Source organism: Nakamurella flava (genome assembly GCF_005298075.1).
GTDB classification, from domain to species: Bacteria; Actinomycetota; Actinomycetes; order Mycobacteriales; family Nakamurellaceae; genus Nakamurella; species Nakamurella flava.
In genome coordinates, this window is the sequence record NZ_SZZH01000001.1 from 331,962 (window position 1) to 353,709 (window position 21,748).

General features: G+C 72.8%; 22 protein-coding genes and 1 other RNA gene. 13 read left to right on the forward strand and 10 right to left on the reverse strand.

All coding sequences use genetic code 11. The features are described 5' to 3' along the window. Positions 1–73 precede the first annotated feature (73 nt). Positions 74–622, forward strand: coding sequence for a hypothetical protein (locus FDO65_RS01520; protein ID WP_137447726.1), 549 nt, complete (start codon positions 74–76; stop codon positions 620–622). Between the two features lie 6 nt (positions 623–628). On the opposite strand, the gene FDO65_RS01525 is transcribed toward FDO65_RS01520, so the two are convergent. From FDO65_RS01525 to FDO65_RS01540, 4 genes are all read right to left on the reverse strand, one after another. Further along, positions 629–1,519, reverse strand: coding sequence for an LLM class flavin-dependent oxidoreductase (locus FDO65_RS01525; RefSeq protein WP_137447727.1), 891 nt, complete (start codon positions 1,517–1,519; stop codon positions 629–631). 31 nt (positions 1,520–1,550) lie between these two features. Continuing rightward, positions 1,551–2,648 (reverse strand): glycoside hydrolase family 76 protein, encoded by a 1,098-nt coding sequence (locus FDO65_RS01530; RefSeq protein WP_137447728.1) that lies wholly within the window; start codon positions 2,646–2,648, stop codon positions 1,551–1,553. 94 nt (positions 2,649–2,742) lie between these two features. After that, positions 2,743–3,699 (reverse strand): SURF1 family cytochrome oxidase biogenesis protein, encoded by a 957-nt coding sequence (locus tag FDO65_RS01535; RefSeq protein WP_137447729.1) that lies wholly within the window; start codon positions 3,697–3,699, stop codon positions 2,743–2,745. Next, complete coding sequence (locus FDO65_RS01540) at positions 3,696–4,226, reverse strand: low molecular weight protein-tyrosine-phosphatase (RefSeq protein WP_137447730.1); 531 nt, start codon at positions 4,224–4,226, stop codon at positions 3,696–3,698. The genes FDO65_RS01535 and FDO65_RS01540 overlap by 4 nt, the downstream gene beginning before the upstream one ends. A gap of 54 nt (positions 4,227–4,280) precedes the next feature. Here FDO65_RS01540 and FDO65_RS01545 point away from each other — a divergent pair, with 54 nt between their 5' ends. Beyond that, on the forward strand, positions 4,281–5,144 hold the full coding sequence (locus tag FDO65_RS01545; RefSeq protein ID WP_137447731.1) for a Nif3-like dinuclear metal center hexameric protein: 864 nt from the start codon (positions 4,281–4,283) through the stop codon (positions 5,142–5,144). A gap of 33 nt (positions 5,145–5,177) precedes the next feature. Continuing rightward, on the forward strand, positions 5,178–5,906 hold the full coding sequence (locus tag FDO65_RS01550; protein ID WP_137447732.1) for a zinc ribbon domain-containing protein: 729 nt from the start codon (positions 5,178–5,180) through the stop codon (positions 5,904–5,906). A 21-nt stretch (positions 5,907–5,927) separates the two neighbouring features. Here the strand turns inward: FDO65_RS01550 and rnpB are convergent. Continuing rightward, positions 5,928–6,336: RNase P RNA component class A (rnpB, locus tag FDO65_RS01555), an RNA gene on the reverse strand. 141 nt (positions 6,337–6,477) lie between these two features. Between rnpB and FDO65_RS01560 the strand changes: the two genes are divergently transcribed. From FDO65_RS01560 to FDO65_RS01580, 5 genes are all read left to right on the forward strand, one after another. After that, entirely contained in the window at positions 6,478–7,404 is a 927-nt protein-coding gene (locus FDO65_RS01560; protein WP_137447733.1) for a helix-turn-helix transcriptional regulator, read from the forward strand. Positions 7,405–7,680: 276 nt separating this feature from the next. Further along, positions 7,681–9,192: a putative bifunctional diguanylate cyclase/phosphodiesterase gene (locus tag FDO65_RS01565; protein WP_137447734.1), complete on the forward strand. Its 1,512-nt coding sequence runs from the start codon at positions 7,681–7,683 to the stop codon at positions 9,190–9,192. Positions 9,193–9,227: 35 nt separating this feature from the next. After that, complete coding sequence (gene rpiA / locus FDO65_RS01570; RefSeq protein WP_137447735.1) at positions 9,228–9,887, forward strand: ribose 5-phosphate isomerase A; 660 nt, start codon at positions 9,228–9,230, stop codon at positions 9,885–9,887. A 186-nt stretch (positions 9,888–10,073) separates the two neighbouring features. After that, the gene (locus FDO65_RS01575; RefSeq protein ID WP_137447736.1) at positions 10,074–10,442 is read left to right on the forward strand and encodes a YbjQ family protein; all 369 of its coding nucleotides are present in this window, start codon (positions 10,074–10,076) and stop codon (positions 10,440–10,442) included. Positions 10,443–10,841: 399 nt separating this feature from the next. Then, a complete protein-coding gene (locus tag FDO65_RS01580; protein ID WP_205849718.1) occupies positions 10,842–12,296 on the forward strand; it encodes an RNB domain-containing ribonuclease in 1,455 nt (484 codons plus the stop codon). On the opposite strand, the gene FDO65_RS01585 is transcribed toward FDO65_RS01580, so the two are convergent. Continuing rightward, positions 12,278–12,517: a hypothetical protein gene (locus FDO65_RS01585; protein ID WP_137447737.1), complete on the reverse strand. Its 240-nt coding sequence runs from the start codon at positions 12,515–12,517 to the stop codon at positions 12,278–12,280. The genes FDO65_RS01580 and FDO65_RS01585 overlap by 19 nt on opposite strands. Positions 12,518–12,561: 44 nt before the next feature. Between FDO65_RS01585 and FDO65_RS01590 the strand changes: the two genes are divergently transcribed. From FDO65_RS01590 to FDO65_RS01605, 4 genes are all read left to right on the forward strand, one after another. Beyond that, positions 12,562–12,759, forward strand: a complete 198-nt coding sequence (locus FDO65_RS01590) for a hypothetical protein (RefSeq protein WP_205849719.1) — start codon at positions 12,562–12,564, stop codon at positions 12,757–12,759. Positions 12,760–12,775: 16 nt separating this feature from the next. Further along, entirely contained in the window at positions 12,776–13,732 is a 957-nt protein-coding gene (locus tag FDO65_RS01595; protein WP_137447738.1) for a DMT family transporter, read from the forward strand. A 38-nt stretch (positions 13,733–13,770) separates the two neighbouring features. Further along, the gene (locus FDO65_RS01600) at positions 13,771–15,456 is read left to right on the forward strand and encodes an alpha/beta hydrolase (protein WP_205849720.1); all 1,686 of its coding nucleotides are present in this window, start codon (positions 13,771–13,773) and stop codon (positions 15,454–15,456) included. A 229-nt stretch (positions 15,457–15,685) separates the two neighbouring features. Further along, positions 15,686–16,012: a hypothetical protein gene (locus FDO65_RS01605; protein ID WP_137447739.1), complete on the forward strand. Its 327-nt coding sequence runs from the start codon at positions 15,686–15,688 to the stop codon at positions 16,010–16,012. Between the two features lie 59 nt (positions 16,013–16,071). Here FDO65_RS01605 and FDO65_RS01610 read toward each other — a convergent pair whose 3' ends face one another. The 3 genes from FDO65_RS01610 to FDO65_RS01620 are packed head-to-tail and all read right to left on the reverse strand — an operon-like array spanning position 16,072 to position 19,183. Beyond that, the gene (locus FDO65_RS01610; protein ID WP_137447740.1) at positions 16,072–17,304 is read right to left on the reverse strand and encodes an ATP-grasp domain-containing protein; all 1,233 of its coding nucleotides are present in this window, start codon (positions 17,302–17,304) and stop codon (positions 16,072–16,074) included. 32 nt (positions 17,305–17,336) lie between these two features. After that, positions 17,337–18,080 (reverse strand): esterase family protein, encoded by a 744-nt coding sequence (locus FDO65_RS01615; RefSeq protein WP_137447741.1) that lies wholly within the window; start codon positions 18,078–18,080, stop codon positions 17,337–17,339. 44 nt (positions 18,081–18,124) lie between these two features. After that, positions 18,125–19,183, reverse strand: coding sequence for an alpha/beta hydrolase (locus FDO65_RS01620; RefSeq protein WP_166441998.1), 1,059 nt, complete (start codon positions 19,181–19,183; stop codon positions 18,125–18,127). Between the two features lie 133 nt (positions 19,184–19,316). Between FDO65_RS01620 and glnA the strand changes: the two genes are divergently transcribed. Then, entirely contained in the window at positions 19,317–20,657 is a 1,341-nt protein-coding gene (gene glnA / locus FDO65_RS01625) for a type I glutamate--ammonia ligase (RefSeq protein WP_137447743.1), read from the forward strand. 42 nt (positions 20,658–20,699) lie between these two features. On the opposite strand, the gene FDO65_RS23020 is transcribed toward glnA, so the two are convergent. Beyond that, on the reverse strand, positions 20,700–21,722 hold the full coding sequence (locus FDO65_RS23020; protein WP_205849721.1) for a DUF2087 domain-containing protein: 1,023 nt from the start codon (positions 21,720–21,722) through the stop codon (positions 20,700–20,702). Between the last annotated feature and the right edge of the window lie 26 nt (positions 21,723–21,748).

The window sequence follows — 21,748 nt, forward strand, 5'->3', positions numbered from 1 at the left end:
GCTGCCCGGTACCGTCGGGCGTTCGCCACGGGGGCTCGCCGCGACGGAGCGCGACCAGTGATCGGAGACGGGGATGACGGTGCCGGATCGGCTGACGCGACGACGGCGGGTGCTGGGCGCAATCGCCGTGGCCGGCGGGCTGATCGCCTTCCTCGCGTCGTTCCTGACGTGGATCAGCACGCCGGCCGTCGACGGGGGAGCCACCGACATCAACGGGTGGGGCGGGATCACCGGGGCGAGTCAGATCGCCGGGACCAATCTCAACGACGTCCTCGACGGAGCGTCGACTTATCGGCCCGGCCTGATCGGCCTGCTCTTCGGTGTCGTGGCGGCTGTCGCCGGACTCGCCATCATCGCCGTCAGCCAGGGCCGGCGCCCGCACCGGGTGACCGCGGTGGTGCTGGTGCTGGCCGGGGGTGTGCTGCTGGCGTGGGGCGTCTTCCGCGGGGTCGCCCCGGGTGATGCCGGCGTCCTCGACCCGGGGGAGGCCGCCGCCGGGTGGGGGCCGTGGCTGACCGCGCTGGGAGGCGCGCTGGTTCTCGCCGTCGCCGTCGTCATCCTGGCCGGGCGGATCGATCCGGCCCGTCCGACGACCCGTCGACGGGGCATCCAACCTCGCTGACCGGCCTCAGGCCTCCAGTCGACCGTCCACCAGCAGCTCGGCGACGCGGTCGAGGATGCGGTCGTCGCCCGCGTAGATGCCCTCGGGGCGGGGCCAGTGCACGATCGCGTCGGTGAAACCGAGTTCGCGGGCGCGGCCGGCGGCGTCGAGGAAGGTGTCGAGGTCGCGCAGGGAGAAGACCGGGGCCGAGTCCAGGCTGAGCATCGTGGTCAGCGTGTCCGGGTCCCGGCCGGCGGCGCGGGCCGCGCCCCGGAACCGTTCCAGGAGTGCGGCGACCGCCGTCCACCACTGCTCTAACGCATCCGGGGCGTCCGGGTCGGTGGCCGGTCCGGTGGTGACCCAGCCGTCGGCGCCGGCCGCGATCCGCATCGACCGGGGGCCGTTCGCCGCGACCAGGAACGGGATCCGCTGCCGCGACCCGGCCGGGTGCATTCGGGCCCGGTCCGCGGTGTACCAGTCACCGCGCCAGCTGGTCTCGCCGTCGGTGAGCAACCGGTGGGTCAGGGCGACGAACTCGCCGAGCCGGTCGACCCGTTGCCGCGGGGTCAGTTCCGGCTGGCCCAGCACGGTGGCGTCCCAGCCCAACCCGCCGGCTCCGATGCCCGCGATCATCCGGCCGCCGGAGATGTCGTCCAGGGTCAGCAGGTCCTTGGCCAGGGTGACCGGGTGCCGGAAGTTCGGGGAGGTGACGAACGTGCCCAGCGGGATCCGGGTGGTCGCCAGCGCGGCCGCGGTGAGTGTCGGCACGGTCGCATACCAGGGTTCGTCGGCCAGCGACCGCCAGGCCAGGTGGTCGTAGGTCCACGCCGTGGCGAAACCCCGGTCCTCCACCGACTTCCAGCGGGCCCGGGCCTCCGCCCAGGGGAACTGCGGCAGGACGACCACCCCGATACGCATGGCCGGCAGGGTATCCCGCCGGGCCGTGGAATCAGGCGCGGCCGGCGGCTCGTTCGACCGCGGCCGCCGCCTCCAGCAACATCCACCCGGACAGCTGCACGGACAGGTCCCGTTCGGCGATGCGGTCGCGTGACGAGACCGGCCGGCGGGCGGGCTGGTCCCACTGCGGGCCGAACAGCGGACCGTCGGTCGTGTCGACGGCGTTGGCCCAGGCCGCCTCGGCCGAGGTGCGCAGCAGCCGGGCCGCGGTCGCCGTCGCCGGGGACGGACGCCCGCCCGGCAGTCCGGGATCACTCGTGACGACCAGGGCGAGGTACCGGGCCAGGATCCCGGTGAACAGACCCGAGTCCCCGCCGTCGTGACCCACCAGGACGCCACCGCGGGTCAGGCCGCGGTTCACGGCGTCGACCAGTCGATCGACCCGGCTCCGGTCCCGGTCGGTCCGCACCGTCAGCTCGACCTCGGCGCCCAGGACGACCCCCTGGCAGTAGGTGTAGACGACCTTCTCCACCTGCCCGGGTCGCAGGCCGTCCCAGATCAATCCGCTCTCCGGGTCGCGGAGGCGGTCGTCCAGCCAGTCGGCGATCGCCGCCGCGCGGGGCAGGTGACCCCGCCGGGCGAGCAGGATCGCGGCCGGCCCGTTGGCCGGGGTGTTCTTGAACTCGTCCCGCCGGCGCCACGGGATCCCGCCACCCTCCTCGTCCGACCAGGCGTCGAGCATCTCCTGGGTCAGCCGGTCGATGACCCCGGTGCGGGGGCCGGCCCCGGTGGCCGCCGCCCGGTGCAGGGCGAGGCCGAGCCAGGCCATGTCGTCGTAGTAGCGGTTCGTCCAGCCGAGCACGTTGCGCAGGCGCACCGACCGGGCCACGGTGCCGAGCAGCCGGACCCGCCACAGCTGCGGGTCCCGCAGGTGCCCGTCGACCAGGCAGTCGATGAGGTGGGCCTGCCACCAGTAGTTCCACCCGAGGAACAGGCGATCCCCGACCGTCGGCGGCCAGGCGATGACGCCGAGCGCGGTGCCCGGCAGGCCCCACAGGCGGCGGACCGACCGGTCCAGGACGGCGCGTTCGGCGTCCGCGGCCCGGGCGGTGGCGGTCGGCGCGGGATCGGCGGCAGCGGGCGAGGCCATGACCTCATCGTCGTCCACCCCGACCCGCGGTGATCACCGTCGGCCGGGGATGACCCCCGGAACGGGGCACGGCGACCGCGCGATCATGGACCGGTCAGGAGTCGTACAGCTGGGACTTGTCGAAACCGTCCCGGGCGGGACGGCGGCGGCGACCCCGGCCCGCGGCCGGCTGGCCGGCCGAAGACGCCGCCGCCCCCGGCTCCCCGCGCGGGTCGGCTCCGTCCGGGACCCGGTCGTCCGGTTCGCGGCCGCCGCCGGTCGCCTCCCGGAACACGAAGAAGGCCATCCCCAACAGGGCCATCGCGCCGAAGGCCAACCACTGCAGCGCGTACGACAGGAACGGGCCGGGATCGGTCTGCGGCAGGCCGATCGGGGTGAGCACCCCGGGGCTGTCCGGGGTGAGCTGCAGGTAGCCGTCGAGGAAGACCTCGCCCGGAGCCACCCCCGGGAGCGCGGCCGGGTTGATGGCGTACACCTCGGTCCGCCCGTCCCGCTGCTGGGCCGGGCGGTTGAGCGGGTCGGGGCCGTCCAGAGCCTGCACGCGCCCGGTGATGGTCACCGTGCCGGTCGGCAGGTCGGGCAGCGCGATGGCCCCCGAGGCCGGGACGGCCCCCCGGTCGATCAGCACGCGGGTGCCGTCGTCCATCAGGAAGGGGACGACCACCTCGGAGACCGGGTTGCCGTTGTCGTCCTGCCGGAGCCGGACCAGCACCTGGGCGTCGGGTTCGAAGACGCCGGTCGCGATCGCCCGGTGCCAGATGTCCGTCGGGTCCGGGCCGGTGGTCGTCGTGAGGTAGTCGGTGACGGCGGTCGGGGGTGCGGTGACGGCCGCGGTGACCGCCGCGTTCTGGGCCGACCGTTCGGCGTTCCGGCCGAACTGCCAGGGAGCGAGCACGGTGAAGCAGGCGACCGCGAAGGCCACGGCCAGGGCGATGGCCACCAGCCAGCCCGGGGTCAGCAGGAACGCCCACCGCCGGGTCGGCCGGGCCGGGTCGCCCAGCGCGCCGGTGGCCCGTTCCGGGGCGGGATCGGTCCGGACGGGACCGGTCATCGTCGGCCCGTCGCCGGCCGGCGGGCGGACTCGTCCTCGGCGTCCTGTTCCGACAGGCGCCGACGGATCTCGGCGACGATCCCGGGAGCGGCCGCCCGGGTCATCGTCAGCACCTCGTCGAACCCGGCGTCCGGGCCGTAGTACGGGTCGGGCACCTCGTGGTCGTCCGCATCCGGGTCGAACGACCGCAGCAGGTGGATGCGGTCGGGGTGGTCGGTCAGCCGCCGCAGCTCCCGGACGTGGCCGTGGTCGGCCGCGAGCACGAGGTCGAGCTCGTCCAGGTCGCGGCGGACGATCTGCCGCGCCACGTGATCGGTGGGCAGACCGGCATCGGCCAGCACCCGCACGGTGCCGCGGTGGGCGCCCTGCCCGACGTGCCAGGGACCGGTGCCCGCGCTGCTCACGACCACCCGGTCGGCCAGGCCGGCGTCGGCGATCGCCGCCCGCAGCACCTGCTCGCCGATGGGGGAGCGGCAGATGTTGCCGCTGCAGACGACGCACACACGGAACGGGGCGGACGCACTCACCCGGACATTGTCCCCCGCCGGGCGGCCGGCCCGGTCGGTGACAGACTGCCGGGCATGTCCGCCCCCGTCCTGCTGTCCGACGTCCTGGCCGAACTGGACCGCGCCTACCCGGCCGAGCTCACCGAGTCGTGGGACACCGGAGTGGGCCTGACCTGCGGCGACCCGGCTGAACCGGTCGAGCGGGTCCTGGTGGCCGTGGACGTCGACCCGGCGGTCGTCGACGAGGCCGTCGCCGGCGGCGTGCAACTGCTCGTCACCCACCACCCACTGTTGTTCCGCGCGGTGCAGTCGGTGGCCGCCGATCGCGACAAGGGCGCGCTGGTGCACCGGATGATCCGGCACTCGGTGGCCCACCTGGCCGCGCACACCAACGCCGACCGGGCCGCGGACGGGGTGAACGACGCGCTGGCCCGGTGCCTGGGGCTGGTCGACCTCCGCCCGCTCGTCCCGGTCCCGGACCAGCCGACCATCGGTCTGGGGCGGATCGGCCGCGTCGACGTCCCGACCGATCTCGCCGGGTTCGCACAGCGGGTCGCCGAACGGCTACCGGCCACCGCCACCGGGGTGCGGGTGGCCGGCGACCCGGACCGGCCGGTCCGGACGGTCGCCGTCCTGGGCGGCGCCGGCGACGGTGAGCTGTCGACGGCCGCCTCCGCCGGAGTGGACGTCTACCTGACGTCGGACCTGCGGCACCACGTCGTCGGCGACTTCGTGGCGGTCCCCGGGCGCCCGGCGGTGGTCGAGGTCGCGCACTGGGCGGGTGAATGGCCGTGGGTGCCGGTGGCGGCCGCGCGGCTGCGGACCGCGTTCCCGGGTCTGGACGTGCGGGTCTCGCACCGCCGGACCGACCCGTGGACGTTCGTCGTTCCGTCCGGCGGGCCGGCCACACCCGGGCCGGGTCCCGGGAAGGTCGGGTAGCGTCAGGCGGTCCCCAGCTGCAGGAGGAAGTGCATGGCTCTCAAGGCCGACCCGTTCGTCCAGCGTCGTCTGCTCGACCTGGCCCGGATCGACCGCGAGGCGGCGGGGGTCGTCCACCGGCGACGCAGTCTGCCCGAGCTGGCGGTCATCCAGTCGGCCGGTGCCCGGCTGACCGAACTGCGGGCCGCTGCCGCCCTGGGCGACGCGGAACGCGGTGACCTGGACCGCGACGTCCGCAAGCTGGAGACCGAGATCGAGGCCGTGCGTGCCCGGTCGGCCCGCAACGCCGAACGGTTGAGCGCCGGGACCGCCCCGGCCAAGGACCTGACCAACCTGGAGCACGAGGTCACCTCGCTCGGGCGTCGTCAGGCGGTGCTCGAAGAGGAACTGCTCGAGATCATGGAGCGGCGTGAGGGCGTCGAGTCGACCGTGTCGGCCACCGAACGCGACCTCGCGGCCGTGCAGTCCGACGTGGCCGCCGCCGAGCAGCGGCGGGACACCGCCTTCGCCGACCTGGACAGCGAAGCGGCCCGGCTGACCGCCGAGCGGCAGAAGGTGACCGAGGGCATGCCCGCCGATCTGCTCGCCCTGTACGACCGGATCCGGGCGCAGGGCAAGGTGGCCGCCGCCCCGCTCATCGGCTCGCGCTGCGACGCGTGCCGGATGGATCTCGACCGGGTCGCCCTGGCCGCCCTGCAGAAGGCCCCGGTCGACGCGGTGCTGCGCTGCGACGAGTGCGGCGCGATCCTGCTGCGCGTCTGAGCCGGGGCGGCCGGCCAAAGGGGGATGAGCCGGCCTGTAAGCCGGGTTCTGTTCCCGGGCGCCTTGCGACGTCCCGTTCGGCGACCATCCATCTCGGCGCGCCGTTGCCGACGCGCTCCAGCGGTCCACCCGCAGGCATCGGACGGGCCGCCCTCGAACGCCTGCGCAGTCGGTCCCGAAGGTCCGACCTCTCGACCTTGCTCCGGGTGGGGTTTACCGAGCCGTCCCGGTCACCCGGGACGCTGGTGGTCTCTTACACCACCGTTTCACCCTTACCGGGACGTTCGTGCTGAACGCCCGGCGGTCTGTTCTCTGTGGCACTGTCCCGCGGCTCGCGCCGGGTTGCCGTTGACAACCACCCTGCCCTGAGGAGCCCGGACTTTCCTCGAAGATCATCTGCGATGATCCACGCGGCCGCCCGGCCGACTCATCCCTGCGCCCATGGTCGCACACACTGGGCCCGGGATCGTGTCGAACAGAACGTACGATCAGGGCATCCATCCGCGCGTGGCTGACGGTAAGGGGAGACGTGTCAACCGCTTCGCCCACGCGGGCACCGCAGGCCTCCCTGGTGGCTGTCGACGAGTTCACGACCGCCGATCCCGAAGAGGGCCATGCCTTCCTGTCAGCCACCTACACCGAGAGCCGCATGCGGATGTTCGGTCCGCGGGACCGGTACCGACTGCGGCACCAGTACCGCGACGCCGGCCGGTTCGCGGTCGCGACCATGGACCATTCGATGGGCGTGCAGCACGACTGCGACGCCCTCGGGTACCTCCTGCTGGCCCGGGTGCTCGACGGCCGCATCGAGGTGGAGTCCGACGGCTCGGTGCTGCGGGCCGGTCCCGGCGACGTGTTCCGGGTCGCGGCCGCGGACAGCCCCTACGTCTCGCGGTTCGATCGGCTGCGGGTGCAGCTGTTCACCGTGCACCCGGCTGCGCTGACCGAGGCGGCGCAGTCCGAGGTCCATCTCATCGGGCACTCGCTGACCACGCCGCTGCTGGCCCGCCAGTTCGGCGTGGTGGCCGACTACATCGACCGCACCCTGTTCGCCACCCCCGGGGCCATGAGCAACCCTTTGCTGGTGGGTGCGGCCACCCGGCTGCTGGCTGGCACCATCGTCACCACGTTCCCGCGGCAGGCCGACGAACCGTTGCCCCGCCCGACCGACCGGAATCCGGCGGTCATCCGGCGGGCGGTGGCCTTCCTGGAAGAACACGCGCACGACGACATCGGTCTGGCCGAGATCGCGACGGCGGCCGGGGTGACCCCGCGGGCGGTGCAGTTCGCCTTCCGCCGCCATCTGGACACGACGCCGACCGCCTACCTGCGCAAGGTGCGGCTGCACCGGGCGCACGACGACCTGGTCGCCGGTGACCCGACCCGTGACAGCGTGGCCGCGACCGCGGAACGGTGGGGCTTCGGGAACCCGGGTCGATTCGCGGCCGCCTACCGCGACGCCTTCGGGTGCTCGCCCCGGGAGACTCTGCACTCCTGACGGGGGGGCGTCGGACGCTCCTGGTGCACCGGTGGCGCCGCTGCGTCCGTCGACCGATGGCCGGTACGACACCATCCGGCGATTGCGCTGACCGACGGTGACCGTCGCGCTGGTGTATCGGTGACCGAGCAATTACTTTTATCGCTCTTTCGAGCCCCTGGTGTCGGAGCGCGACTGTCTTAGGCTCGTTGTGGTTCGGCGAATCCGCCGAACGGTCGACGCGCCAGAGCCTGGCAGCGACGAATCGTCACCAACGCCCGTAGGGGAACGGAAGCGATGACTCGACGGACCCTCGATGCCGACCGTGCGGCGGAGATCGCCGGTGTGCTGCGGGAGCTCAGCAGCCCGTGGGCCGGGGAGCCGGTGGTACCACCGGTCGGGGACGACGTGCTGGACGAGATCAGCCGCGGCGTCGACACCCTGGTCGACGAGCTGACCGCGCTCCGTCAGACCGCCGAGCGGCGCGTGACGGCGGATGCCCCGTGCGCCAAGATCGACGAACTCACCGGGGTGCCCAACCGCTCGCTGCTAATCGAACGCCTACGTGACGTGCTGGCCGAGGCCGAGACCGGCGGGCAACCACCGAGCGTCCTGCTGCTCGACCTGGACGGGTTCAAGGAGATCAACGACGGCCTGGGGCACAGTGCCGGCGACGCGGTCCTCGTCACCGTTGCGTCTCGCCTGTTGGCGTGCTCCCGGCCGACGGACACCGTCGCCCGCCTGGGGGGCGATGAGTTCGCCGTGATCCTGCCCGCGACCGACGCCGCGGGCGCCGTCACCGTCGCGGAGCGCATCGTGGAGCAGCTGGCGGTCCCGATCCGCGTCGGGTGGCGCACCGTCTGGACCGGCGGCAGTGTCGGGGTGTGCACGGCCGAACGGGGGCAGCGGGCCGACCAGATCCTGCGGTACGCCGACACCGCGATGTACGCGGCGAAGTCGAACGGCTCGGGCCGGGTCCGGCAGTTCGTTCCCGAGATGAACGCGGCCGCGCGGCAGCGCCTGCGGACCGCGGCGGAGATCGCGGCGGCTCTGGTGGAGGGTCATCTGCGGGTGCGTTACCGGCCGGAGGTGGACCTGGCGGACCGTCGGTCCACCGGGCTGGAGGCCGTGGTGGAGTGGGTGCACCCCCGGCGCGGTCTGCTCCCGGCGGCCCGGTTCCTCGACGTCGCGGAGGACGGCGGCCACATCGTCGAGATCGGTCGCTGGGTCCGGCGTTCGGCGTTCACACGCTACGCGGCCCTTCCGGACGGGCCGGCCCACTTGCTGGTGCATGTCTCGCCCGTCGAGTTGCGCACCGCCGACCTCGCCGAAGGCATCCTGCGGGAGCTCGACGCCGCCGGGGTCGAGCCGGCCCGCCTGGTGCTGGTCGTGCCGGACACCGCCCTGGCGCACCAGCACAGCCTCGCCGAGCTGACCCGGCTGCGCGAGCACGGCATCGGAGTGCAGCTGGATCGCTTCGGAGCGGGGGACATCCCGCTGGCCGCGCTGCGCCAGCACCCGGTGGATGCGGTGCGTCTGGACGCGGCGTCGGTCGCGGCGGCCGTGGCCGACGAGCGGGACGCGCGGTATCTGTCCGCCCTGGTCGTGTTGGCCGGTGCGGCCGACCTGCGGGTGACGGCCGCCGGAGTGGACGGCGCCGAGCACGCCCAGCTCCTGCGGGACATCGGCTGCTCCGTCGGCCAGGGATCGTGGTGTGGGGCGAACACGGTGGACCCGCCGACCCCCGCCCCGGCAGGTGTCGGGCCGGCCCACCGGTCGGTCCTTCGTCCGGTGCGCGCAGCCGGCTGATCACGGACGCCGGGCCATCGGGTAACTTGCCGCGCATGAGCGACGACGACGCCCGCAGCCTGACCGAACGCGAGAAGCAGGCGGCCGCTCGAGCCGCGGCCACCCTGGTGCAGGACGGCATGCTCGTCGGTCTCGGGACGGGGTCCACCGTGGCCTACCTGCTGCCGGCGTTGGCCGAGCGGGGGGTGCGGATCCGCTGCGTGTCCACCTCGCCGCGGACCGAGGAGGCGGCTCGGGCGCTCGGTCTGGCGACCGAGGCGTTCGGCGACATCGATCGGTTCGACATCGCCATCGACGGCGCGGACCAGATCGCCCCGGACGGCTGGCTGGTCAAGGGCGGCGGGGCGGCGCACACCCGGGAGAAGGTCGTCGCCGCCGCCGCCGACCGGTTCGTGGTGATCGCCGACTCCAGCAAGACCGTCGAGCGGATCACGGCGCCGATCCCGTTGGAACTGCTCTCCTTCGGTCTGGCCGCGACGCGTCGGCGGATCGGGGCCACCACCCTGCGGGACGTCCCGCTCAGCCCGGACGGCGGCGTCATCGCCGATTACGTGGGGGACGTCGTCGATCCGGCGGCGGAGGCGGCCCGGCTGAGCGCGGTCCCGGGCCTGGTCGACCACGGTCTGTTCCCGCCGGCCCTGGTCGCCGACATCATCGTGGCCCGGGGCGCCGAGATCGAGCACCGGACGGTCTGAGGTCGGCTGAGCCGGCCGCCGAACGTCGGCGGTGCTGCGCGCGCCCACTGTCTGGGTGATCACCCGGGTGCCGCCGGGCCGGGACAGTGGTCGGGGCCGCAGAATGACGGCCGAGCCGGTTCCGGCTCCGGCCGGGGCCCCGTCGCGGGACCGGTGCCGTCCTTCTCCCGAACGGGGCGATCTCCCATGCTCATGGTCACCACGAACGACATCCCGGGTTGGCAGATCCAGCGGGTCTGCGGCGAGGTGTTCGGCCTGACCGTCCGTTCCCGCAACGCGTTCTCCCAGATGGGGGCCGGGCTCAAGTCGATGTTCGGTGGTGAGCTGGGTGGGATGACCAAGCAGCTCGCCGAAGGCCGGAACGAGGCGATGAACCGCCTCATGGAGTCGGCTCGTTCGCGGGGCGGCAACGCCATCGTCGCCATGCGGTTCGACACCTCCGAACTGGGCGACACCTGGACCGAGATCTGTGCCTACGGCACCGCCGTCGTGGCCGTCCCGACCGACGACGGGGCGCGCCAGACGGCGAACGAGCTGGGCTACGGCCAGCGCTGACGTCAGCCCGGTGGGTCCCCGGGCCAGGGGATCCACCGGGGTCGGTCCGCACACGGCGGCCACACCCAGCACGCGTCGCAGGCTCGGCAGCGCCACGTCCGGTGGGCGGCCGGGCCGCCGGTCCGCGACCGGCAGCCACACGGATGATTGCCGACGAGGACCTGGTCCGGGCCCAGGGGATGCCCATTCGGGCAGGAGGCCGGCGCGGTCTCGGTGACGGCGAGCGGGCCGGTTCGCCGGTGGTGGCTCCGGAGGATGCCGTACCGCCGCCAATCGACCATGTCACCGAACATAGGTTCGGTGAGTCTGATTCGTACATCACCGGAACGGGTGACGCGCAGGCCACGCTCCGCGCGATCCGGCCGACGGTCGTCACCGTCCGCCCCTAGCCTGACGGACATGCCCGTGCCGGCCCGTCAGATCCTCGCCCCGCCGCCCGTCATCGACTTCGACGCCGTGCGGGCGGAGTTGCAGATCCCGGCGGCCTACCCGCCGGAGGCCGTCGCCCGCGCCCGGGCGGCCGGTGCCCGGCCGCTGCCCGACCTGCCGGACGCCACCGATATTCCGCTGGTCACCCTCGACCCGCCCGGGTCACGCGACCTGGACCAGGCCGTCCACCTCGTCCGTCGGGGGACGGGCTGGCGGGTGCACTACGCGATCGCCGATGTGCTCTGGTTCGTCGGGACGGACCGCGACGACCCGCTGGTGGCCGAGACCTGGCGCCGGGCGGTGACGCTCTACGCCCCCGACGGCAACACCCCGCTGCACCCGGTCGAGCTGTCCGAGGGTGCGGCCAGTCTGCTGCCCGACGTCGACCGCCCCGCTGTGTTGTGGACGATCGATCTGGACGACCGCGGGGAGGTGACGGCCATCGACGTGCACCGGGCCCGGGTCCGCAGCCGCGCCCAGCTCGACTACCCGACCATGCAGGCGGCCGCCGACGCCGGCCGGCTACCGGCGCCCATCGCCGACCTGCCGGTGGTCGGGGAACTGCGGGCCCGACTGGCTCGTGAGCGGCACGCCATCACCCTGGATCTGCCCGACTCGGAGATCGTCCGTGGACCCGACGGCCACTGGACGCTCACCCTGCGAGCCCAGCTGCCCATCGAACGGCACAACGCCGAGATCAGCCTGCTGACCGGGGTGTGCGCCGCCCGCATCATGCTGGACGGCGGGATCGGGCTGCTGCGCACGCTGCCGTCGCCGACCGAGGCGCAGGTCACCGCGCTGCGGAAGGCGACCGCCGCCCTGGGCATCCCCTGGCCGGACGACGAACCGCCCGGGGACGTCATCGGGCGGCTGGACGGATCGAAGCCGCGGGACGCCGCGTTCCTCGAGGACGCCGTCCGGCTGTTGCGGGGAGCGGCCTACACCCCGTTCGACGGGGCGCCCCCGGAACGCACCGGGCACGGCGGGGTGGGCAGTTCGTACGCCCACGTCACCGCCCCGCTGCGCCGGCTGGCCGACCGGTACGCCACCGAGGTCTGTCTGGCCCTGCAGGCCGGACGGCCGGTACCGGAAGCGGTCCGGGCGGCCCTGCCGGATCTCCCCGCCGCCATGGCGGCCGGGGACCGGACCGCCTCCGCCCTGGACAAGGCGTGCGCGGCGGCCGTCGCGGTCTTCCTGCTGCACGGCCGGGAGGGCGAGACCTTCCCGGCGACGGTCCTGCAGATCGACGCCGAACGGGACCGCGCGGTGGTCGTTCTGCACGAGCCCCCGGTGCGGGCCCACTGTTCGCCGACGGGTCTGACCGAGGGGTCGGTCGTCACGGTGCGGCTGCTGTCGGCCGACCCGACGACGCACCGGTTCCGGGTGGAACCGGTGCGGCCGGCGGATCAGCCGGCCGGCGGGTAGCCGTCCTCTCCGGCCGGGTCCTCTCCGGCGAAGACGGGGGTGGCCTGCTCGGCGACGTCGGCCGGATCGGCCTCGGGATCGCCCTGCGCCACGGCGGTGGCCGGGTCCGGTGTGGTGATCGGCTGCTCGGGATCGGTCACCGAGGGCACGGTGTCGATGTGCTGTTCGGCGTAGTCGGCGCCCGGGACCTCGTCGGGGGCACCGGTGGTGGGATCGGTCATCGCGTCCTCCTGTGGGTGGTTGCCGCGTGTGGCACGCTGCTGCCATGGGCGACGACATCGGTCAGCACACGCAGTTCTACTACAACGTCACGACCGGCCAGGTGGAGCGGGAGGGCGAGAGCAAGGCCAAGGATCTGCTCGGCCCGTACGCGACCGCCGAGGAGGCCGCGAACGCGCTGCAGTCCGTCCATGACCGGGAGGCCCGCCTGAACGCCGAGGACCGGGAATGGCGGGACGGGTGAGCACGCTGTCCCCGAGGTGACTGCGGATCATCCTGTCTCCCCGGCGGCGCGGCGGGACCTGACCTGGTTGGTGGCCGTGGCGGCCGCCCTCTGGGGCACCGACGCGCTGCTCCGGACCTCCCTGGCCGAACGGGTCGCCGCGTCGACCATCGTGTTCGCCGAGCACGTTGTGCTGACGGTCGTGCTCCTGCCGTTCGTGCCGCGGGCGTCGCGTGCGTTCCGGTCGCTGGACGGTCGGGGCCGGGCCGCCGTGCTCGGCATCGGGGTCGGTGCGTCCGCGGTGGCGACCACCCTGTTCACGTTGGCCTTCCGCTTTGGCGATCCGGTGACCCCGGCGGTCATCCAGAAGTTCCAGCCCCTGGTGGTGCTGGTGGGGGCGGCGGTCCTGCTGGGGGAGCGGCTGCGGCCCTCGTTCCTGTGGTTCGCGCCGCCGGCGCTGGTCGGGGCGTGGATGCTCGCGTTCCCCGATCCGTTCGCCGTCGGCGTCGACCGGGCCGTGGTCGCGCTGCTCGCGCTGGGAGCGGCGGTGCTGTGGGCGGCCGGTACCGTGTTGGGGCGGTTCGTCGCCCCGAGCGTGACCCCCCTGGAGCTGACCACCCTGCGGTTCGTCGTCGGGTTGCCGGCCGCGTTCGTGCTGGTGCTGGCGACCGGCTCGCCGCTCTGGGTGCCGGACCTCGCCGGGACGGCAGCGGTCGTCGGGGTGGCCCTGATACCCGGGCTGCTGGCCATGTGGCTGTACTACCGCGGTCTGCGCCGGACGGCGGCGTCCCGGGCGACCCTGGCCGAGCTGGCCTACCCGTTCACGGCCGCCGTGGTCGGCGTCACCGTGCTGGGGTCGGAGCTGTCGGGGACGCAGTGGATCGGGGCGGCCCTGGTGGTCGCGTCGGTGACCGCCCTGTCCTGGCACGAGGCCACCGCAACCCGTCCGGCGGTCGTCGCGCCGCGGCCGGTGGCCGACCGTACGAGCCGCTGACCGTTCCCAGCTCCGGGGCTCATGGCACGATCGGTGGCATGCGGGGGTTGCGCCGGGCGCGCGTCGACGAGGTCCAGCCGGCCCGGGCCACGGTCCGTCCGTCACGGTTCAGGGCGCTCGCCGTGGTCACCGCGCTGCTGCTGGTTCTGTCCGCGTGCTCGTCCACCGTGGCCGGTCGGGCCGTGATCGACACCTCCGGTGGGGCCACACCCCTGACCCCGGTCACCAGCGCGGTGGAGCCCGCTCCCGTGCCGGCCGGCCTCGAGCAGTTGTACGGCCAGCAGCTGCAGTGGGGTTCGTGCTCCGACTTCGCGACCACCGATCAGCAGAGCCGCTACTACCGCAGCGGCGCGCTGCAGTGCGCCCGGCTGACGGTCCCGCTTAGCTACGACGAGCCGGCCGGGCCGACGATCACCCTGGCCGTGGTCCGGGCCCCGGCCACCGACAGCACCGCGCGGATCGGGTCGCTGATGTTCAACCCGGGTGGCCCGGGCGCATCGGGGGTCGACATCGTGGCCCAGCTGGTCGCTTTCGGGGTGACCTCGGTGAAGGACCTCAACCGCTCCTTCGATCTGGTCGGTTTCGACCCCCGGGGGGTGGGCGCCTCGGACCCGGCCATCCGCTGCCGCACCGACGCCGAACGGGACGCGGACCGCGCGACCACCCTGCGGAGCCGGACCCCGGAGGAGATCGCCGCGGCCAACGCCTTCGCCCAGGAGTTCGCCCAGGGCTGCGCGTCGCTGAGCTCCTCGGGCTCGGTGACCGGGGACCAGTTCCTGCCCGAGGTGGGCACGGTCAACGTGGCCCGGGATCTGGACGTGCTGCGTGCGGCCGTCGGTGATCAGCGGTTGAACTACGTCGGCTTCTCGTACGGCACCGCGATCGGTACCCAGTACGCGGCCCAGTTCCCGGCCAACGTGCGAGCGATGATCCTGGACGGCGCCGTCGACCCGAACGCCGACGCGGTCGGCGACTCCCTCGGTCAGGCCGAGGGTTTCCAGAAGGCGTTCGACGCCTTCGCGACCTGGTGCGCACAGCGTCCGGACTGTGTCCTGGGCTCCGACCCGGCCCAGTCCACCGCGGTCTTCCAGCAGCTGGTCCGGCCGCTGCTGGACACGCCGGCCAAGCTGTCGGACGGTCGGGTGCTGACCTTCGACGACGCGACCACCGGGGTGGCCGCCGCGCTGTACTCCGAAGCACTCTGGCCCAGCCTGGCTTCCGCGCTGCTCGACCTGTCCCGGGGCAAGGGCGACGCCCTGATGGCCCTGGCCGACTCCTACGACGGTCGCGACGCCTCCGGTAAGTACGTCGGCACGCTCGACGCCTTCGCGGTCATCCGGTGCGCCGACAGTGGGGACACCGCCGACTCCTTCGACGAGGCCGACGCCCAGAAGATCGCCGCGGCGGCGCCGTTCTTCGACTCGGGCGATCCCGTCGTGGTGGGTGACGACCCGTGCAAGTACCTGCCGCCCTCGGAGAGCAAGCTGGCGCCCCTGGGCGACCTGACCGGTCTGCCGACCACCGTGGTCATCTCGACGACCGGTGATCCGGCCACGCCGTACGAGTCGGGTGTCGACCTGGCGAAGGCCCTGGATTCCCGGCTGGTGACGGTGAACGGCAACTCCCACACCGCTTTCCTCAACACCGGCAACAGCTGCGTCGACCAGTTGGGCACCCGCTACCTGGTGTCCCTGCAGCTACCGGGTCCCGACACCACCTGTTGAGTCCGGGCATCCGCCGGTTCGTTCCGGGATACTGTGTCTGGCTGGGTGACGACGTGCCGACCCCCGGTTGCCCGGCCGGCCGACGACGGAGGTTGGCGTCGGAGCTGATTCGAGTGAGCACTCCGGTGTCCGGCGGCGATTCGACGGGCAAAGGCCACCTACATATTGGTACTTTGGTCCGCGTCGCCGCCGGCTGACGCTGTTCTCTCCGCGGGAAAGGGCGACCTGAGTGGACCCGATCTCGTCCGCGGTGGAGTGGGCGCAGGAGTTGGCGTGGGGGGTCGTCCGCCTGTCGATGGCGCTGGACCCGGCCGGCCGCGCAGCGCTGCTGGTCGAACTGGCCACCTCGGTGGAGGAGGGCGCCGTCCGGGCGCCATGGCCCGGGCCCGCCGCCGCGATCACGCCCCGGCAGGAACAGGTCAGTCTGCGACTGGTGGTCGACGCGGCCACCGAGCATGCCGTCACGGTGGGGGGTCTGCCGGAGGGTGATGCGTCGGCGGCCGACCACTGGCGCCTGCACGACCACCCGCCGCCGGGTGAGCTTCCCGGACCCTGACGCTCCTCTTCCGGCCCCCGTCCGGGTCGCCCGGGAACAGGGCGATCCGGGCGGCGACGTCACCGCTGGTCGGCCACCCAGGATCCGATCAGCCCGCGGAAGTGGGCCAGGAAGCGATCGTGCTCCGCCGCGGGGTACGTGCCGCGGACGGTCTCGACGAGCAGATCGTCGAAGGCGGGGGAGTCGACCCAGTCGAGCACGATCCCGGGCAGGTCGGCCAGGGCGGTGGCGCAGAACTCCTCGTACCGCCCGACCTCGAAGTAACGGTCGGCCAATCCGGCGTACCGGCCCAGCTTGTCGTTCCAGGACAGCGACTCGTCGTCGGCGATGTCGAACCACTCGCGAGAACCGGTGTCCACCCGTGGCTTTCGCCCGGTCACCGCGCAGAACGCCGACCAGGACAACAGTTGGGTGATGGCCCACGGGAAGTAGTAGTGCAGCGAGGTGATCGCGATGTCCGGGCAGGCGTTCGCGTAATCGATCGGTTGCACCCGCGACCCGGTGACCAGGGACTCGCAGGAGTTGAACTCCCAGCGGAAGAACGCGTTGATGGTGCGGGACAGCGTCAGGATCTCCTGACCGGCATCGGCCGGCAGGAAGTCGTGCCGCACCTCGTAGCGGTCGTGCATCGGCAGTTCGGGCCGGAACCGCATCACCTGGGTGCGCGGACCGATGGTCAGCGACCGGGCGAAGGAGTCGTAGTCGGCCGCGGCCTGCAGGTGCATCAGCATCTGCCCCGAGGCGTCGTAGGCCTGGTGCAGCGCCTGCGGGTCGTCCACCCGGGAGACCCCACGCCAGGCGCCGCCGTCGAACGGCTTCATGAACATCGGGTAGCCGACCCGGTCGGCCACCTCGTCGAGGTCGAAGGGCAGGTTGTAGGTCCCGGCGGTGTAGGCCCACTTCTCATGGTCGACCGGGTTCTTGTACGGCACCAGGACGGTGCTGGGGATGTCGAAACCCAGCCGCATCATTGCGCAGTAGGCCGAGTGCTTCTCCATGGCCTGGAAGGTGAAAGGGTTGTTCAGCAGGTAGGTGTCGTTGACCAGTGCGGCCTTCTTCAGCCATTCCCGCGGGTGGTAGTACCACCACGCCAGCCGGTCGATGACGACGTCGTACCGGACCGGCGCCCGCAGGTCGAACGGCTCGATGGTGATGCGCTCGGTGGTGAGCTCGTGGCGGCGCCCCTCGTGCTGTACCGCGCCGAGCCGGCGGGTGAGCGTCTCGAACGCCTGCGGCCAGTCGGTCTCGGTCCCCAGTAGCAGGCCGATCAGGTGGGAGGTGGAGTCGGACACGGCATCTCCTTCGTGCGGTCAGACCGGGGTGGTCAGCCCAGGGCGGGCAGGTAGAGGGCGGCCTGGGCTCGCCAGCTGGGCCAGTCGTGTGGCCAGCCCGGCCACACGAAGAACTCGTGATCGATGCCCTTGTCCCGCAGCACAGCGGCCATCGCGTGACTGCCGTCATGGGCGCCGGTGGTGTCCTCCCACTGCCCGCTGCCGACCACCAGGGTCAGGCGCAACCGGCTGCGCAGGAAATCCAGATGGCCGCCCTCGGTGGGCGGCAGGAACTGCAGAGGGCAGGCGAGGTAGGTGTTCTCGTCGGCCGGGCCCCACGCGCGCCACGACCACGGGTCGTAGTTCCCGGACAACGCCACCGCCCGCCCGAAGACGTGGGCGTGCCGCAGCGCGAACAGCACCGCCTGGAAGGCACCGAGAGACGGCCCGGCCACGGCGATGTCGTCACGACCGCCACAGGTGTCGCGGATGAACGGCGCCACCTGCCAGATGATCCAGTCCTCGAAGCGGCGGTGCGCATCGACGCGGTCGGTCAGCGGTTTCCAGGACGCCGACCAGGACTGCTCGTCGTAGGACGGCACGCAGTAGATCTTGATCAGCCCGGCGTCCAGCGCCGGGCGCAGGGCGTCGACCATGCCGGCGGCCTCGAACTCCCACTCCTGCCCGTCCTGCGAGGGGAACCACAGCACCGGCCGGCCCCAGTGCCCGTGCACCGCCACCCGCCGGCGGCCGCCCAGCGAGGGGGCGTCGAGCTCGTGGTACTCGGTGCGCGTCACGCTGGTCATGCTCACCCATCGGTTCGCGGCCCGCGCGGGCGGGGTCAGGCTCGGCCGGTCAACAAGTCGTCGAGCGCGGGGAACCAGGTGTCCCGCCAGCCGATCACGGTGTGCGCATCGGGATTCATCACGAAGTGCAGCGGGTAGCCGTGAGCGGTCAGGGCCGCGGCCATCGCCCGGTTGTTCGCCAGGTTCTCCTCGATGGTCCCGCAGGTCATGAGCACCGGGACCGGCCGCTGTCCGTCCGGCCCGGCCATCCGGGCGACCTCCGTGCAGATCCGGTCGAACGGCTCCCAGGCCGATTCCTGGCTGTCGAACTCCCAGGTGAAGAACGACCCGGAATGCAGTACCAGCGCGTCCAGCGCCGCGGGGTGGCGGCGGTGCAGGTACAGCAGGGCCAGTGCCCCCAGGCTCGCGCCGAGCCCGACGACCCGGTCGCAGCTCACCTGCGCCGTCACGACCGGCAGCAGGACACCGGCCAGGTGGTCGGCATAGTCCGGGGTGGCGGCGTACCAGTCCTGTCGCAGACCCGGCGCCGGGTCGACGAGCACCACCCGCACCGGATCGGTCGCCGCGTGGGCGGTCGCCCAGCGCAGGATGTCCCCGCGGTCGGCCAGATCCGAGCCGTCGTGGACGACCAGCAGGGGAGCGGCGGTGGTGTCGTCCAGCCCGAGAGGACTCCACAGGCGCACCGGCACCGCGGTCCCCAGCAAGTCGGGGATCGCGACCGGCCGGGTCGTGCCGCGCGGAGGCGTCGGCAACCAGGCCGGTTCCCGGTAGTCCGGGAACCGGATCTCGGACTTGTCGCCGAACGGGTTGGCCACCCGTCGGGGGTTCGTCGGGTCGGCCGTCCGGGTCGGCTCGCCGTCGTCGCCGCGCAGGCCGAGCTGGTACTCGATGCGCCAGGCCGCCGGGCGAGGGAAGTCCAGCGACCAGACCCCGTCCGCGAACCCGTAGTCGCGCGCACCCGGGGCCACCCAGTCGACCTCGAGTCGGACACCGGCCCAGCGGTGGTCGGGATCGGGCAGTGTGAAACGGACCCGTTCAGCGGACACGACGGGCGCCGGGCTGTCGGTGCCGCCGTGGGCGACGGTCCTGGACACCGGGTCACCGTACGTCATGACCCCGGCCCCGCCTGCCCGCAGGAGGGCCGCGGCCGCGGTCGGGTCGACGCTCGGCACCGCCGTGCGGTGGGTGGTCGCGGCACTCCGCCATTCCTTCCCTAAGGTGTGCGGTATGGACCGGCAGAAACAGTTCGTGCTGCGCACCCTCGAGGAGCGCGACATCCGCTTCGTCCGCCTCTGGTTCACGGACGTGCTGGGGTACCTCAAGTCGGTCGCCGTGGCTCCCGCGGAACTCGAGGGGGCCTTCGCCGAGGGCATCGGCTTCGACGGCTCCGCGATCGAGGGTTTCGCCCGCGTCTTCGAGTCCGACATGGTCGCCCGGCCCGATCCCTCCACCTTCCAGGTGCTGCCCTGGGAGGCCGACGGCGGCCGGGTCTACTCGGCCCGGATGTTCTGCGACATCACCATGCCCGACGGATCGCCCTCCTGGGCCGATCCCCGGCACGTGCTGCGCCGCCAGATGGGCGAGGCCGCGGCCATGGGGTTCACCTGCTACGTGCACCCCGAGATCGAGTTCTTCCTGCTCAACAACCTGCCCACGGACGGTTCGGCCCCCGAGCCGGCGGACCAGGGCGGGTTCTTCGACCAGGCGTCGCACGACACCGCCCCCCACTTCCGGCGGCGGGCCATCGAGACGCTGGAAGCGATGGGCATCTCGGTGGAGTTCAGCCACCACGAGGGCGCCCCCGGCCAGCAGGAGATCGACCTGCGCTACGCCGACGCCCTGACCATGGCCGACAACATCATGTCGTTCCGGTACGTGGTCAAGGAGGTCGCGCTCACCCAGGGGGTGCGGGCCACCTTCATGCCCAAGCCGTTCGCCGACCAGCCGGGGTCGGCGATGCACACCCACTTCTCGCTGTTCGACGGCGAGACGAACGCCTTCCACGATCCCGAGGACGAGTACCAGATGTCCGCCACCGGGAAGGCGTTCCTGGCCGGCGTCCTGCAGCACGCCCCCGAGCTGACCGCCATCTCGTGCCAGTGGGTGAACTCCTACAAGCGGCTGGTCGTCGGGGACGAGGCCCCGACCACGGCGTCCTGGGGCACCGCCAATCGTTCGGCGCTGGTCCGGGTGCCGAACTACTCCCCGGGCAAGTCGTCCAGTCAGCGGCTCGAGTTCCGCCTGCCCGACTCGTCCTGCAACCCGTACCTGCTGTACACGGTCGTCATCGCCGCCGGTCTCAAGGGCATCCGCGAGGGCTACGAGCTGCCGCCGCCCGCCGAGGACAACGTCTGGTCGCTCTCGGACGTCGAGCGCCGAGCCATGGGCTACCAGAAGCTGCCGACCTCGCTGGAATCCGCGCTGAGCGTCATGGAGGGTTCGGAACTGGTCGCCGAGGCCCTCGGCGAGCACGTCTACGACTTCTTCCTGCGGAACAAGCGCAACGAATGGGAGGCCTACCGGCGGCAGGTCACCCCGTTCGAGCTGCAGCGGTACCTCTCGCTCTGACCGTCCGGTCCGGCCGTCGGGTCCGCCCGACCCCGGACCGGGTCAGACCGCCAGCGCCGCCCGGGTCAGGCTCGTCAGTTCGGCGGCGAGTTCGGCGTCGGTCAGCGGGGATTCGTAGGTTCCGACCGAGTTGAGCAGACCGAACGCGCCGTGCACCGCGGTGCGGACCCGCTGCACCGACCAGTCGGGGTGGGCTGCGGCCAGCAGTTCCCGCCACCGGCCGATGAGGTGCCGCTGGCTGGTCACCAGACGTTCCCCCTGCTCGGCCGGCAGATGGTGTACCTCGCGCACGAAGACGGCGATCAGCCGACGTCGGGCCGACACCCCGGTCGCGTACCGGTCGATCGCCTCGGCGAGCGCCCGGGCGGCGTCGGTCGGCGCGATGACGGAGGTGGTCTGGTTCGCCCCGTCCGGCTCGGCGGCGTGCGGGGTCACCGCGTCGAGGAGGGAGTCGATGACCCGTTCGAACACCTCGGCCAGGACCGCGGCCTTCGAATCGAAGTGTCGGTAGATCGCCGGCCCCGTCACCCCCGCGGCCGCCCCGATGTCGTCCATGCCGACCGCGGCGTACCCACGGTCGGCGATCAGACCAGAAGCGGCGGCCACGATGGCCTCCCGACGCCGCACCCCGCGGGGCGAGGTGGTGCGGGGCGTCGCACCCGGCGATCCCCGGCGCATCCCGGCTCGGGCTGCTGCGGTGGGCGCCGGCCCGCCGGGGGGTGCGTCCGCCCCGACCGGGGCGGGGTCCTCGCCCACCGGCACGCTGCCGCCGCTTCGCCAGTACTGGCCGTCCGCCCGGTCGAGGAAGCCGAAGTCGACCAGGCCCCGCCGCAGCGAGACGTAGTCGCCGTAGACGGCCATCAACTCCCGGTTGACCTCGAGCTCGGTGTAGCGCACCCCGGGAACGAACCGCTGGGCGAGCAGGTCGTACATGGCGATCTGCCGGGACTGCTTGGCCGGGATGGTGAGCAGACGGCCGTCGCCGTCGAAGAACCGTTGCAGGACGAGATCAGCGGCGCCGTCGGAGGCCCGCTTGAGCTCGATGTCGTGGTCGCCGCTGCCCACCCACGTCTCCTCTCGACGGGCCCCAT

Coding starts and splice junctions, on each gene's coding strand:
- FDO65_RS01520 (WP_137447726.1), top strand. CDS start 74: ATGACGGTGCCGGATCGGCTGACGCGACGACGGCGGGTGCTGGGCGCA.
- FDO65_RS01525 (WP_137447727.1), bottom strand. CDS start 1,519: ATGCGTATCGGGGTGGTCGTCCTGCCGCAGTTCCCCTGGGCGGAGGCC.
- FDO65_RS01530 (WP_137447728.1), bottom strand. CDS start 2,648: ATGGCCTCGCCCGCTGCCGCCGATCCCGCGCCGACCGCCACCGCCCGG.
- FDO65_RS01535 (WP_137447729.1), bottom strand. CDS start 3,699: ATGACCGGTCCCGTCCGGACCGATCCCGCCCCGGAACGGGCCACCGGC.
- FDO65_RS01545 (WP_137447731.1), top strand. CDS start 4,281: ATGTCCGCCCCCGTCCTGCTGTCCGACGTCCTGGCCGAACTGGACCGC.
- FDO65_RS01550 (WP_137447732.1), top strand. CDS start 5,178: ATGGCTCTCAAGGCCGACCCGTTCGTCCAGCGTCGTCTGCTCGACCTG.
- FDO65_RS01565 (WP_137447734.1), top strand. CDS start 7,681: ATGACTCGACGGACCCTCGATGCCGACCGTGCGGCGGAGATCGCCGGT.
- rpiA (WP_137447735.1), top strand. CDS start 9,228: ATGAGCGACGACGACGCCCGCAGCCTGACCGAACGCGAGAAGCAGGCG.
- FDO65_RS01575 (WP_137447736.1), top strand. CDS start 10,074: ATGCTCATGGTCACCACGAACGACATCCCGGGTTGGCAGATCCAGCGG.
- FDO65_RS01580 (WP_205849718.1), top strand. CDS start 10,842: ATGCCCGTGCCGGCCCGTCAGATCCTCGCCCCGCCGCCCGTCATCGAC.
- FDO65_RS01585 (WP_137447737.1), bottom strand. CDS start 12,517: ATGACCGATCCCACCACCGGTGCCCCCGACGAGGTCCCGGGCGCCGAC.
- FDO65_RS01590 (WP_205849719.1), top strand. CDS start 12,562: ATGGGCGACGACATCGGTCAGCACACGCAGTTCTACTACAACGTCACG.
- FDO65_RS01600 (WP_205849720.1), top strand. CDS start 13,771: ATGCGGGGGTTGCGCCGGGCGCGCGTCGACGAGGTCCAGCCGGCCCGG.
- glnA (WP_137447743.1), top strand. CDS start 19,317: ATGGACCGGCAGAAACAGTTCGTGCTGCGCACCCTCGAGGAGCGCGAC.